This window comes from Psychroserpens sp. AS72 (assembly GCF_038900375.1).
Taxonomy (GTDB): Bacteria; Bacteroidota; Bacteroidia; order Flavobacteriales; family Flavobacteriaceae; genus Psychroserpens.
Genome location: NZ_JBBMRC010000010.1, coordinates 35,347 through 49,949 on the forward strand (window position 1 = coordinate 35,347; position 14,603 = coordinate 49,949).

General features: G+C 32.7%; 13 protein-coding genes. 12 read left to right on the forward strand and 1 reads right to left on the reverse strand.

Annotated elements, in window-relative coordinates:
- Positions 1-14 precede the first annotated feature (14 nt).
- The 9 genes from WNY78_RS15485 to WNY78_RS15525 all read left to right on the forward strand — a co-directional run bounded on the left by WNY78_RS15485 (position 15) and on the right by WNY78_RS15525 (position 9,354).
- Positions 15-371: a hypothetical protein gene (locus tag WNY78_RS15485; RefSeq protein WP_342874127.1), complete on the forward strand. Its 357-nt coding sequence runs from the start codon at positions 15-17 to the stop codon at positions 369-371.
- 50 nt (positions 372-421) lie between these two features.
- Positions 422-826 (forward strand): lipocalin family protein, encoded by a 405-nt coding sequence (locus WNY78_RS15490; protein ID WP_342874128.1) that lies wholly within the window; start codon positions 422-424, stop codon positions 824-826.
- A 91-nt stretch (positions 827-917) separates the two neighbouring features.
- A complete protein-coding gene (pheS, locus tag WNY78_RS15495; RefSeq protein ID WP_342874129.1) occupies positions 918-1,937 on the forward strand; it encodes a phenylalanine--tRNA ligase subunit alpha in 1,020 nt (339 codons plus the stop codon).
- 168 nt (positions 1,938-2,105) lie between these two features.
- Entirely contained in the window at positions 2,106-2,609 is a 504-nt protein-coding gene (locus WNY78_RS15500; RefSeq protein WP_342874130.1) for a transcriptional regulator, read from the forward strand.
- A gap of 11 nt (positions 2,610-2,620) precedes the next feature.
- Positions 2,621-3,751 carry an efflux RND transporter periplasmic adaptor subunit gene (locus WNY78_RS15505; protein WP_342874131.1) on the forward strand — a complete coding sequence of 377 codons (1,131 nt, stop codon included), beginning with the start codon at positions 2,621-2,623 and terminating at the stop codon, positions 3,749-3,751.
- A gap of 23 nt (positions 3,752-3,774) precedes the next feature.
- On the forward strand, positions 3,775-6,912 hold the full coding sequence (locus WNY78_RS15510; RefSeq protein ID WP_342874132.1) for an efflux RND transporter permease subunit: 3,138 nt from the start codon (positions 3,775-3,777) through the stop codon (positions 6,910-6,912).
- Between the two features lie 5 nt (positions 6,913-6,917).
- Positions 6,918-8,336 carry an efflux transporter outer membrane subunit gene (locus WNY78_RS15515; protein ID WP_342874133.1) on the forward strand — a complete coding sequence of 473 codons (1,419 nt, stop codon included), beginning with the start codon at positions 6,918-6,920 and terminating at the stop codon, positions 8,334-8,336.
- An 11-nt stretch (positions 8,337-8,347) separates the two neighbouring features.
- On the forward strand, positions 8,348-8,941 hold the full coding sequence (locus tag WNY78_RS15520; protein ID WP_342874134.1) for a TetR/AcrR family transcriptional regulator: 594 nt from the start codon (positions 8,348-8,350) through the stop codon (positions 8,939-8,941).
- Positions 8,942-8,958: 17 nt separating this feature from the next.
- Positions 8,959-9,354, forward strand: a complete 396-nt coding sequence (locus WNY78_RS15525; protein WP_342874135.1) for a hypothetical protein — start codon at positions 8,959-8,961, stop codon at positions 9,352-9,354.
- A 169-nt stretch (positions 9,355-9,523) separates the two neighbouring features.
- On the opposite strand, the gene WNY78_RS15530 is transcribed toward WNY78_RS15525, so the two are convergent.
- Positions 9,524-10,525, reverse strand: a complete 1,002-nt coding sequence (locus tag WNY78_RS15530) for an NAD(P)H-dependent glycerol-3-phosphate dehydrogenase (RefSeq protein WP_342874136.1) — start codon at positions 10,523-10,525, stop codon at positions 9,524-9,526.
- A gap of 278 nt (positions 10,526-10,803) precedes the next feature.
- Between WNY78_RS15530 and WNY78_RS15535 the strand changes: the two genes are divergently transcribed.
- The 3 genes from WNY78_RS15535 (at position 10,804) to aspS (ending at position 14,559) form a co-directional block, all read left to right on the forward strand.
- Positions 10,804-11,754 (forward strand): nicotinic acid mononucleotide adenyltransferase, encoded by a 951-nt coding sequence (locus WNY78_RS15535; protein WP_342874137.1) that lies wholly within the window; start codon positions 10,804-10,806, stop codon positions 11,752-11,754.
- 284 nt (positions 11,755-12,038) lie between these two features.
- Positions 12,039-12,548 (forward strand): peptidoglycan-binding protein LysM, encoded by a 510-nt coding sequence (gene lysM, locus WNY78_RS15540; RefSeq protein WP_342874138.1) that lies wholly within the window; start codon positions 12,039-12,041, stop codon positions 12,546-12,548.
- A 256-nt stretch (positions 12,549-12,804) separates the two neighbouring features.
- Positions 12,805-14,559 (forward strand): aspartate--tRNA ligase, encoded by a 1,755-nt coding sequence (gene aspS / locus WNY78_RS15545; RefSeq protein WP_342874139.1) that lies wholly within the window; start codon positions 12,805-12,807, stop codon positions 14,557-14,559.
- Positions 14,560-14,603 lie beyond the last annotated feature (44 nt).

A 14,603-nucleotide genomic window follows, 5' to 3' on the forward strand; every position in this document is an offset into this window, starting at 1 on the left:
ACGGAAATGTAACTATGGCAAGAGACGAACAATTAAAACAACGTTGGGATTTAGTAGTAGAAAAGTTGTCTGCAACATTTGCTGATGGTGATCCATTAGATTTAGACGCTATAATTTATTTAATTGGTGTACAAGAATTGGGACAGCTAGATCGAAAATTTAAAAAAGATCATAAGCTCGATTTAATGCATATTGCAATTTGTAAGTTGCTGACACCTTATGGTTACTATGAATTTGATTTTGCAGATGATGAAGGTTGGCCTCACTACAAAGTTAAAGAAGAGTTGCCACCATTAAAAGCAGGAGAACAAAGTGTTTTGATGAAAGATGCTATTGTCAACTATTTTCTTGAATCTGAATTTATTAAATAAAAAATATATTAAATTTACCCATAATTTAAAATTCAAAAACCCAAAACAACATGAAAAAATTAATTTTACTTTTTAGCGTAATTGCACTTACATTCACATCTTGTGGTAGTGATGATGATTCAGGATCTGGTCAAGATCAATTTATTGGCTTCTGGAAATATACTCAATATCTAGAAGATGGTGTTGTACAAGAATTAGATTTATGTGAGGATTTAGATACCATATTAATTTCAGCAAATGGTACTTATAATTCAAAAGGATATTACGATTATGGAGATGGTTGCGAATTAGATTATGATGAATCTGGTACCTGGGAAAATTTAGGTTCTGGTAATTATTCTTCAACTTCAGATGGTGACACATATGTTGTACATATTGAATTTAGTGGTAATCAAATGTTTCTTGATGAGGTTTATGAAGGTGTAACTTATAGAGATGTTTATACTAGACAATAAAACTTTTTTTAAAAAATAGCAAAAACGCCTTCTATATGAAGGCGTTTTTTGTACATAAAATCATTAAATTTGCCATTCATTTTAAGGAGACATGATAGATAAGATAAAAGAACTTATAGCAGAAGCTGAAGCATTTAAAGCACAATCTAAAGAAGAGGTTGAAGCGTTTCGTATAAAATACTTAGGTAAAAAAGGATTGCTTAATGATTATTTTGCTGAGTTTAAAAATGTGGCTAACGAGCAAAAAAAAGAGTTTGGTCAAACCATTAATAAACTAAAGCAAACTGCAGAAGCTAAAGTTAATGCCTTAAAAGATGAATTAGAAAGCAAAGAAGAAACAAAAGGAGTTTATGGCGATTTATCTCGTCCAGGAGAACCTATTGCAATTGGTGCTCGTCATCCAATATCTATTGTAAAAAATCAAATTATTGATATCTTTTCTCGAATTGGGTTTAATGTTAGTGAAGGTCCAGAAATAGAAGATGATTGGCATAATTTTACAGCATTAAACTTGCCAGAATATCATCCTGCTCGTGATATGCAAGATACGTTCTTCATACAAACAGATCCAGACATATTGTTACGTACACACACAAGTTCTGTGCAAGTGCGATACATGGAAAACAACAAACCACCAATTCGTACCATTTCACCAGGTAGAGTATTTAGAAACGAAGCAATTTCTGCACGTTCTCATTGCTTCTTTCACCAAGTAGAAGGTTTATATATTGATAAAGATGTAAGCTTTGCAGACTTAAAACAAACGCTTCAATATTTTACTACGGAAATGTTCGGGAAAAGTAAAATACGTCTACGACCATCATACTTTCCGTTTACAGAACCTAGTGCAGAGATTGATGTATTTTGGGGATTAGAAACCGAAACCGATTACAAGATAACTAAAGGTACAGGTTGGCTAGAAATTGGAGGATGTGGTATGGTAGATCCTAATGTATTAGAGAATTGTAAAATTGATCCAACAGAGTATTCCGGATTTGCATTTGGTGTTGGTATTGATAGAATAGCAATGCTACTTCACCAAATAGGTGATATTCGATTGTTAAGTGAAAATGATGTACGCTTCTTAGAGCAGTTTAAATCTGCCTTATAAACGTTACCTATATATATTTAAAGCCGACTGTTAATAGTCGGCTTTTTTATTTAACAACAAATTAACTTCGTCTAGTTCGGTTTGTTCCGAACTAACATATATATTTGCATAGAAATTTACTGTAGATTAATATTTCTGTATTAAAAAACAGTAATAAGATAATTTAAAATGAAAGAAGAAATCTGCCAAAAAAAAATGAGTTTAGTTGAGAAACTAGGCGTGCATTTAGAAAATAGAGAGCAATTAGCTCCTGTTGCAGCACGTATTTTAGCTTACATCATTCTTACAGGTAAAAAAGGAACCACTTTTGAAGATATGGTAACCATACTTTGTGCAAGTAAGAGTACTATTTCTACCCACCTTAATCATTTACAAGATTTAAACAAGATTGTGTATTTCACAAAAACTGGAGATCGCAAAAAATATTTTGTAATTAATAAAGATATGGTTGTTCAACATATTGATAACATGATAAATAAATGGAATGAAGAACGAGAAATTCACTTAGAATTAAAAAATTATAAAGAAACTATAAACAACAATAAAATTGATAATGAAGACGAGAAATTCGATCTAAGTTTTCATGATGATTATATCAAATTTATAGATGGAGCAACAGCTTCCGTAGAAGAATTAAGAACAAATCTAGCAAACAATAAATTCAATATTTAACTAAGATAAAAATGAGACATAATAAATTACTAGTGTTATTTGCACTAAGTGTGTTTTTAGTCGTTTTAAGTTGTGGAAACACAGAGGAAAACAAATCAGTTGTAGAAGCACCACCTGCAGCTTTTCCAGTAGCTCAAATACAAAGTAAAACTGTAACAGGATATACTGAATATCCTGCAACTATAGAAGGTATGGTTAACAGTGATGTGAGAGCTAAAACATCAGGATATATTGAAAAAGTTTATGTTGACGAAGGTCAAAAAGTACGTAAAGGACAAATGTTATTTAAATTAGAAACGCAGTCTTTAAGTCAAGATGCTGGAGCTGCAAAAGCACGTGTTAATGTAGCACAAGTAGAAGTAGATAAATTGATACCACTAGTAGAAAAGAATATCATTAGTCCAGTACAATTAGAAACTGCAAAAGCTAATTTGGCACAAGCAAAAGCTAACTATAGTGGTGTTTCTGCTACTATTGGTTATGCAACTATAAAAAGCCCAATTGATGGTTATGTTGGTTCAATTAATTTTAGAGAAGGTGCTTTAATTAGTCCAAGCGATGCAAAACCTTTGACGACAGTTAGTGAAATTGAGCAAGTTTATGCTTTTTTTAGTTTTAATGAGGCGCAATATATAGACCATTTACAAAGATCTGAAGGGAAAACTAAAGCTGAGCGCATTAAAAATTCGCCAGACTTAAGTTTGATTTTAGCAAATGGTAAAATCTATTCTGAAAAAGGACGTATTCAAACAAGTACTGGTCAAATAAATCAGAGTACAGGAACGATACAAATTAGGGCAGCTTTTGACAATCCAAACGAAATCTTAACCAATGGTAACAGTGGTAAAATAAGATTTCCTATAGAATATAAAGACGCTATAGTTGTTCCACAATCTGCAACCTTTGAGCAACAAGGAAACATTATGATTTTTATACTTGGTGAGGACAATAAAGTTGCAACTTCTATTTTAAATGTTAAAGGTACAGTAGATAACTTATATGTTGTAGAATCTGGTTTAAATACAAATGATAAAATTGTCGTATCAGGAGTTGGTAAATTAAGAAACGGTATGACCATCTCGCCTCAAGAAACTTCATTTGAGGAAGCTATTACACCTGTTGCAACTTTATTCAGAAATTAGATAAAACAAAAAACATATCAATCATGTTAAAAACATTTATTGAAAGACCTGTTCTTTCAACGGTAATTTCTATTATCATAGTTTTGCTTGGAGTTATTAGTATAACTAGTTTACCTATAGAAGAATACCCAGATATTGCACCACCAACTATTAAAGTTACTGCAAATTATACAGGAGCAAACGCCGAAACTGTTTTAGAGAGTGTCATCATACCAATTGAAGAACAAATTAATGGTGTAGAAGGTATGACATACATTACTTCTACTGCATCTAATACAGGATCAGCAGAAATTACAGTTTATTTTGATCAAGAAATTGATGCAGATATTGCAGCTGTAAATGTTCAAAACCGTGTTGCAAGAGCAAATCCATTATTACCTCAAGAAGTTATTCAAACAGGTGTAACAACGCAAAAGCAAGAAACAAGTGCGTTAATGTTTATATCTATGTATTCAGAGAGCGAAGATTATGACGCTACGTTTATTCAGAATTACTTGAAAATTAATGTGATTCCTGCAATGCAACGTATTAGTGGTGTTGGAGATGTTAGTGTATTCTCGCAACAAGATTATGCGATGCGTATTTGGTTGAATCCTGAAAAACTAGCATCATACGGTTTAATTCCTTCAGATATTTCTGCTGCACTAGCAGAACAAAATTTAGAAGCTGCAGCTGGTTCATTAGGACAAAACAATGGAGAATCGTTTTCTTATACATTGACTTACAGTGGTCGTTTTAAAAATGAAAGCCAATACAGTGACATTGTAATTAAAGCATTAGGAAACGGAGAGTTTTTACGTTTAAAAGATGTTGCGACTATTGAATTAGATGCACAATCGTATTCTTCTAACGCTATGAGTTTAGGACATCCAGCTGTATTTATGGGTATTTTTCAAACTAAAGGATCTAATGCGCAAGAGATTATTGAAAATATTAAAACCACGTTAACTTCCGTAGAAAAAGATCTTCCAGAGGGTTTAAATATTTTTGTGCCTTATGATACAAGTTTATTCTTAAATGCATCAATTGAAAAAGTGGTTACCACTTTATTAGAAGCCTTTGTGTTAGTATTTTTGGTAGTATTTCTCTTTTTACAAGATTTTCGTTCAACGTTAATACCAGCAATTGCAGTACCTGTGTCAATTATTGGTACGTTCTTTTTCTTAAGTGTATTTGGATACTCCATTAACTTGTTAACGCTATTTGCATTAGTACTTGCCATTGGTATTGTGGTTGATGATGCTATCGTTGTTGTGGAAGCTGTTCATGCTAAAATGGATGAAGGCGAAAAGGATCCTAAAAAGGCGACATTAACAGCTATGAATGAAATTTCTGGAGCTATCATCTCTATTACCTTGGTAATGGCTGCGGTATTTATTCCAGTTACGTTTGTAACAGGTCCAACAGGTGTGTTTTATGAACAATTTGGTGTGACGCTAATTATTGCAATTCTTATTTCAGCAGTAAATGCCTTAACATTAAGTCCAGCATTATGTGCTTTATTATTAAAAGAGCATAAAGATGATGAAGAATTAAAAGGAAAAAGTCCATTAAAACGTTTTTATACTTTATTCAATCGTGGATTTAATGCTTCAGTAGAGCGTTATGGTAAATCACTTCAGTTTTTATATAAAAGAAAATTTGTCTCTGTTATATTATTAATCATCGCTGTTATTGGAATCTATTGGGCTTCTACAACAACACCAACAGGTTTTGTTCCTAATGAAGATAGAGGAATTATTTTTGCAAATATAGAATTACCTCCAGGAGCTTCTTTAGATAGAACAGATGCTGTAGCAAGAAAATTATATGAAAAAGCAGAAGGTATAGACGGTATTGTAGGTGTCAACTTCATTAAAGGACGAAGTTTAATTAGTGGAGCTGGTAGTAATTTTGGTTTTGGAATTATAAAACTAGAAGATTGGGCAGATCGTACAGATCCTTCACTTTCAGCACAAGCTATAACAGGTAAATTATTTGGTATTGCAGCTACTATTCCAGATGCTAATATCATTTTCTTCTCACCACCAAGTATTCGTGGTTTTGGTAACTCGTCTGGTTTTGAAATCAACTTATTAGATAAGTTTGGAGGAGAGTTTACCGATTTAGACAAAGCCAATAAAGAGTTTTCTATGGCTTTAATGAGTCATCCAGAAATTAAATATGCAACGTCTTCTTTCAATACAAATTATCCACAATATGAAATGGAAGTGAATGTGCCTTTAGCGAAAGAAAAAGGAGTTTCGGTAACGAGTATCTTTTCAACTTTACAAGGTTATATTGGTGGAGTTTACGCATCAGATTTCTCTAGATTTGGAAAGCAATTTAGAGTGTATATACAGGCTTTACCAGAAGATAGAGCAGATGAAAGCGCACTAAACAGTATGTATGTAAGAACAGATACTGGTGAAATGACACCAATTACACAGTTTGTGAATTTAAAACGTGTGTATGGTCCTCAATCTGTAACACGTTTCAACTTGTTTAATTCTACAAGTATAACTGGTGCGACAAATGAAGGATTTAGTACAGGTGATGCTATTAGAGTTATAGAAGAAGAAGTCGCTAAGTTACCAAGTAATTATACAGTTGCTTATTCTGGTTTAACACGAGAAGAAGTGAATGCAGGAAACCAAACAACATTCATATTTATATTAAGTATTCTATTTGTATACTTTTTGTTAAGTGCACAATACGAAAGTTATTTATTGCCATTTGCGGTTGTATTATCCTTACCATTTGGTGTGTTCGGAGCGTATATAAGTACTAAGTTTTTTGGGTTAGAAAACAATATCTATTTCCAAATTGCTTTAATCATGTTAATAGGTCTGCTCGCTAAAAATGCCATACTTATTGTAGAGTTTGCATTGCAACGAAGAAAGAATGGAGAAAGCATTGTGGATGCAGCTATTCATGGAGCAAAAGCGCGTTTGCGTCCAATTTTAATGACCTCATTCGCCTTTATTTTAGGATTAATGCCTTTAGTGTTAGCAAAAGGTGTTGGGTCTGAAGGTAACAATTCAATTGGTACAGGAGCAGCAGGAGGAATGCTAATTGGTACACTTTTAGGTGTTTTTGTAATTCCAATCTTATTTATATTATTTCAGTGGTTACAAGAAAAAATTTCTAGTAAACCAGCAGTACAAACTATTGAAGAATAAAAATTATGAAATCTACAAATAAATATAAATTTCTTAGCAAATCAATTCTTATTCTATTGATCGCTTTAACACTGCAAAGTTGTTTTGTAGCTAAAGACTACACAAGACCAGAATTAGCAGAAACTGAAGCACTTTACAGAACAAATAATCTACCAACAGATAGTATTTCTATGGCAGATCTATCTTGGAAAACATTATTCACAGATCAATATCTTCAACAATATATTGAAGAAGGTTTGCAAAATAATATGGATGTTCGTATTGCAATTCAGCAAATGGTAGCAGCACAAGCTTATGCAAAACAAGGTAAAGCAGGTTATTTACCATCAGCTAGCGTTGGTGCAAATTGGACGCATCAAGAATTATCCAAAAACAGCCAATTCGGAGCGTTTTTAAGCGATACATCTACAGATCAGTTTGATGTAACAGCAAATCTTTCATGGGAAGCAGATATTTGGGGTAAAATAAGAAGTAACAAAAGAGCAACTCAAGCAGCATATTTGCAAAGTGTTGCTGGACATCAAGCAGTAAAAACACAATTGATTTCTAGTATTGCAAATACCTATTACAACTTGTTAGCTTTAGACGCGCAGTTAGAAGTTACTAAGCAAACCATTGCAACAAGAGAAAGTGGAGTAACAACTATTAAAGCATTAAAAGATGCAGGACAAGTAACACAAGTTGCAGTAGATCAAAATGTCGCGCAATATAATAGTGCAAAGGCATTACAAGTAGATATTGAAACAGCTATTTTTAAAACTGAAAATACGCTAAGTATATTGTTAGGTAAAACACCTCAAAATTTTGAAAGAAGTACTTTAGATGTTCAAAAAATAGAGCAAGATATTGTACTTGGCGTACCAGCAACTTTGCTTAGCAATAGACCAGATATTATGGCTGCTGAGTATAATTTAATCCAATCTTTTGAGTTAACAAATGTGGCAAAAAGTAACTTATATCCATCATTGACGTTAACTGCATCTGGAGGTTTACAAAGTTTAGAATTAGACAATCTATTTAATGCTAATTCATTATTTGCAAATATTGTTGGTGGATTAACGCAACCACTTTTTAATCAGCGTAAGCTAAAAACACAAAGAGAAGTTACAATTGCACAACAAGAACAGTCTTTACTTGAGTTTAAAAAGACCTTTTTAGTAGCAGGAAATGAAGTATCTAATGCTTTATTTAGTTATGAGTCTGAGGTAAAGAAATATGAATTTAGAAAAAACGAAGTCGAAGCGTTACGTACAGCCGAAGCTAACTCAGAAGAGTTGCTTAAAAACGGTTATGCAAACTATTTAGACCTATTAACAGCAAGACAAAGTGCATTAAGTGCCGAGCTTAATATTATAGATAGTAAACTACAACAACTAGTATCTATTGTAGATTTATATGAAGCACTAGGAGGAGGATGGAGATAAAATAAATAAAGATGATTACTAAAGCAGAATTGTTAAAGTGTTCTATTGATAAGTTTACCCAATTTGGTAGTAAGCATGTTACTTTAGATGAGTTAGCACATGAGCTTGGTATTTCTAAAAAAACAATTTATACGTTTTTTGATAATAAAGAAGATCTGGTAGCTTCTAGTCTTGAAAGTTTATTAAATGAGTATAAAGAAGATATAAATAGGTTGATTAATAGCAATGGTAAAGACCCTATTTTATGTGTTATTTTAATTTACCAGAGAGGGTTTGATTATTTAAAATATTTCAAGCCCTCTTTTCTTTTTGGTTTAGAAAAGTATTACCCTAAAGCGAGTCAGTTATTTGATGACTTTGTCAAAGAGCTATCAAATAGCATAGTATTTAACTTATTGAGAAAAGCACAAGAAGCTGGCAACATTAAAAAGGAAGTGAATATAAAATTGATTGTCAAGATTTATTTTTTTAGAATTGATAACCTTGTGTTTAAAGAAAAAAATTTGTTTGAATTATATCCAAAAGAAGAGCTTTTTGAACATTTAGTCATCTATAACCTTAAAGGGATTATAAGTAATAATTATTCTAATTCTTATTTTGAATAGTTTACTATTTTTGAAACATGAAAAAAGACATCCACATCACAAAAGTAGAAGACGTTTTCGTCGCAGTCGTTCAAGAGCAACATCCAGAATATAAAACCGATGATTGGAATGCCTATATCATTAATAATAGAGATGTCGACTTAGATACTGTATTGATTGTATCAAAAGGCTATTCCGAAGAAAAAATAACACCTCTAATGCGTCATTCAATAAAATTACTACCAGCAAGAAGCTATGCAAAGATTGAGTTCATGCAAAAAGATCTACTTAAATTAAATAATGAGTTTAAAGTCACTTTTTTTGAAGGCAATCAAATGTTAGATAAAACGTATGTCTTTAGAAAGAATACCATTAACGAAAAGGCTTTGCAAACGATACCTTTGATGCAATTGAAAGGGGTTTTAGTGAAGTAATAACTTCCGTCCTTCGGACACCTTCCCTTTAAAAGGGAAGGAATTAGATATGGCGTTTTTTTAAACTATTAAAATTTTATAAAGAATTTGAAGACGAGGTGGTTATTTGTAAGATAATAACTTTAATGAATTTTCTATTTTATAACAAACAGCCATAATAAGGAATTCGCTAATCCAACTTATCCGTCAACTTCTTAAAAACCTTTTTAGGATCTTTATTTTCATACAGAATTTCATAAACTGCATCAATTATTGGTAAACGTGTTTTCTTGGCATTTTTCTTATTGAGTTCATGTGCACTTTTGGTAGCATAATAACCTTCGGCAACCATGTTCATTTCCATTTGCGCAGATTTCACAGTGTAGCCTTTACCAATCATGTTTCCAAACATGCGATTTCTAGAGAAAACAGAGTAACCTGTTACTAGTAAGTCACCCAAATAAGCTGAGTTATTGATATTTCGTTTCATCTTGTGCATTTTTTTGATAAAACGCTTCATTTCACGAATGGCATTACTCATCAATACACTTTGAAAATTATCACCATAGCCCAATCCGTGAGCCATACCAGCAGCAATAGCGTAAATATTTTTAAGCATCACAGCATATTCAGTACCAATAACATCATCGCTAATTTTTGTTTTGATATAATCACTCGACAAGGCATCTGCTATAGTTTGCGCTTTTTTTGCATCATCGCATGATATGGTTAAATAAGATAAACGCTCTAAAGCAACTTCCTCTGCATGACAAGGACCAGCAATTACAGCAATATTCTCAAAAGGAATTTTATACACATCATGAAATTGCTCACCAACGAGTTTTCCTGTTTCTGGCATGATTCCTTTTACTGCAGATACGACTGTTTTATTCGAAATATCTACGGTGAGTTTTTGTAACTCGGCATGAATAAAGGCGGACGGAATCACAAAAATCAAAATATCTGCCCATTCTGCAATTTCGTTAATGTCATTACTCAATTTGAGTTGCTCAGTATGAAATTCTACAGAGCTTAAATAACTAGGATTATGTTGCTCTTTTAGGATGTGTTCTTTGGTGTAAACACTTCTCATATACCAACCTATTTCATCTAAGTTTTCAGAAAGCATTTTAACTATAGCTGTTGCCCAACTTCCTGCTCCAAATACTGCATATTTTAATGGTTTACTCATTTAAAATTCTTCTTTTAATTTCCGCACTTCAACATGCTCAGCACAAGTGAAAACGGAAAACTTATTCTTCATCCAAAAATACATATTTTATGGCCCATTTCCGAAGAGAAAATACATACATTTTTATTTTTGGCACGCGTTTTGAATCTTATTAAATAGAAATCAAAAAACGGAACATTATGAAATGAACATATGTATTCTAAATCTGAATTTAATATTAGATTTTTGAAAATTATGTGAATTCCATTTGACGACAGTTTTAATTAAAAAACGTACAAATGAAAACAATCAAACTACTTTTAGGTTTTGCTTTAACAGCAACATTATTTACGTCGTGTTATACAGACGAAGTAATTGTAAACGATTACAATCATAATCCGGGAATTTCTTTAAATCAATTATTGAGTTCTTATGAGTTATGGTATGTAGATATCAATCAAACTCTAGGGAATGGAGAGACTCCATTCTTAAATATAGCATTTACCATATCGTTTAGAAATGGAGTTGTATATGCAAATAATAATCTAGTTGGTATTGGTAATCAAGGTAATGGATATGGAATTGATGTAGGTGTTTATGATGCTTATGATATGATTTTAGATATCAATCATGATATTGATGGGTATGAAACATTTGATGTGTACCAAATTGATAACAATACCATAGAATTATATAACCCATTTAATGATACTTCGTATTTCTTAAATGGATACCAGAGAAGTAATTTTGATTATGACTTCGTATTCTATGATAACATTCATTATTTCTTACAAGAATATGAAGCATGGGAAAAAACATACACAAGTACATTTGGCGCCATAAATGAATTTGATAATGAGAACTACCTTCAGTTTTTAGCTGGCGGAAACGACTCAGAGTTTAGAAGCTCTCAAGATTCTAATATTGGAAATCCAGATAACATTTATTGGGATTATACAGGTGTTTATGGTGTTGGAGATGTGAGTGGTAATATGTACTTAAAAACATTAACACTAGATTATGATTTCTTCGACAATGAATACTTCGAGTTGAGCGTTATTAATGATCAAAGGATAGAATTATTTCATCCATCATCTGAAACCGTGTATGAGTTTACAGGACGTGGATATATTCAATTCTTAAGAGAAACAGATGCGACAGGAAAGCGTATAGATGGAAAAAAAGAATTAAAAAAACGTAAGCAGAAAACTGCTAAAAAAGATAACCCAAGAGAAAATACAAGGAGCTAGATTTGGTTGGTTATTTAGTCTCCAGAAACGTCCACCTCATTAATTTGAGTTGGGCGTTTTCTTTTGTGTTCAATTTTTTTTCTTCGGAAATGTGACTTCACACAATAAATGGTGTCCAAGAAATGTAGTTGGTCATAAAATTGGAATTCATGAAGAATTTCGCCAACTTTACAATCATATAATTAACACGAACTAGAAAAGATTTTTTTTCGCTTGTACTGATCGTAGTCGAAGTATCGGAAAACTATAAAATTAACAACAGTTCATAAAAACAAAAAACAACTATGGGATTATTTTCATTTATCAAAAACGCAGGTGCTAAAGTCTTCGGAATAGGAAAAACTACAGACGAAGAAGCAGCAGAGGCAAGAGCAAAAGCATCTAGAGAAGCAGACGCAGCAGAACTTAAATTAGAAGAAGCTGCAGCTAGAAACATGGAGGAAACGATTAATGATCTACAATTACAAGTAGAGAATTTAAGCGTATTTGTTGATGATGATATGGCGAGAGTATCTGGTTTAGCTTATGATCAAGCAACCAAAGAAAAAGTAGTTTTAGTGATAGGTAATACAACAGGTATTTCTACAGTAGATGACCAAATGACGGTTGAGCATGTTGAGCCAGAAGCTCAATTTCATGCTGTTGTAAGTGGAGATACGTTAGGTAAAATTGCAAAGCACTATTATGGTAATGCAATGAAATATCCTGAAATCTTTGAAGCAAACAAGCCAATGTTATCACATCCTGATAAAATTTATGTTGGTCAGGTGTTGCGTATTCCAAACTTGGATTAAGCTTAAAAAAAGATTAAAATATAAATTGAAGAAGCACAACATTATGTTGTGCTTTTTTTTATTTTTTAATGAGATACATTAGATGACTTTCTATTTCATTAAATCAAGCGCATTAACATTTTGAAGCGATTTAAACGTTTTCCATTTGCTAAAAAATTATTAATCTTCGCTTAAGTGTTAAAAGTTTAAATCACTTCATTAAATTTGCAACCTGAAACACCAAAAAATTAATTATAGGTGTTATAATTTTTTTACTATGTACAGAAGTCACAATTGTGGTGAGTTAAGAGCATCACATATCAATACAGAAGTTACACTTGCTGGTTGGGTTCAAAAATCTAGAAACAAAGGATTTATCGTTTGGGTAGATCTTCGAGATCGTTATGGGATGACGCAACTTGTTTTTGACGAAGAACGCACACCAAAAGAAATGATGAAACGTGCCGAAGATTTAGGTCGTGAATTCGTGATTCAAGTGAAAGGAAACGTGATTGAGCGTGCCTCAAAAAATCCTAATATGCCTACTGGTGATATTGAGATTTTAGTGTCTGAATTGACGATTTTAAACGAATCAAAATTACCACCTTTCACTATTGAAGATGAAACCGATGGTGGAGAAGAACTACGTATGAAATATCGTTACCTCGATATTCGTCGTAATCCTGTGAAAAATAACTTAATCTTTAGACATAAAGTCACTCAAGAAGTGAGAAACTATTTATCTAAAGAAGGATTTATAGAAGTAGAAACACCATATTTAATCAAATCTACACCAGAAGGTGCTCGTGATTTTGTAGTGCCTTCACGTATGAATGAAGGTCAGTTTTATGCCTTGCCACAATCACCTCAAACCTTCAAGCAATTGCTTATGGTTGGTGGTATGGATAAGTATTTTCAAATTGTAAAATGCTTTAGAGATGAAGATCTTCGTGCAGATAGACAACCAGAATTTACTCAGATTGACTGTGAAATGGCATTCATTGATCAAGAAGATATTTTAAATGCTTTTGAAGGATTGACTCGTCATTTATTAAAAGAAGTCAATGGAGTTGAAATAGAAAAGTTTCCGCGACTATTATATGACGATGCGATGCGTCTCTACGGAAATGATAAACCAGACATCCGTTTTGGGATGGAATTTGGAGAACTTAATGAGGTTGCACAACATAAAGATTTCGGAGTGTTTAACTCTGCAGAATTAGTAGTTGGTATCGCAGTTCCTGGCGGAAATAGTTACACTAGAAAAGAAATAGATAAATTAATTGATTGGGTAAGACGTCCACAAGTTGGTGCTTTAGGAATGGTTTACTCTAGATGTAATGATGACGGAACTTATAAATCATCAGTAGATAAATTTTACGATCAAGAGGATTTAGCAAAATGGGCAGAAGTAACTGGTGCAAAACCAGGTGATTTAGTATGCGTCCTTTCCGGAGAAAAAAATAAAGTAAGAGCACAATTGAGTGCTTTACGTATGGAATTAGCAGAACGTTTAGGGTTGAGAGATCCGAAAACATTTGCGCCACTTTGGGTAATGGATTTTCCATTATTAGAATGGGATGAAGATACTGAGCGTTACCACGCGATGCATCATCCGTTTACATCACCAAAACCTGGACAGTTAGAGTTATTGAAAACAAATCCAGGAGATGTAAAAGCCAATGCTTACGATTTAGTCCTTAACGGAAACGAGATTGGTGGAGGTTCTATTCGTATTCACGATAAAGAAACGCAAGCCTTAATGTTTGATTATTTAGGCTTTACACCAGAAGAAGCAAAAGCTCAATTTGGGTTCTTAATGGATGCCTTTCAATATGGTGCACCTCCACATGGTGGACTCGCTTTTGGATTGGATAGATTGGTTTCTATTCTTGGCGGACAAGAAACCATTCGTGATTTTATCGCCTTCCCAAAAAACAATAATGGTCGAGACGTCATGATTGATGCACCTGCTCCAATTGATGATGATCAACTAAAAGAGTTGAGTTTAAAACTCAACTTAAAATCATAATTATTAAATCCTGCTTCTTGCAGGATTTTTTAGTAGATTTAATC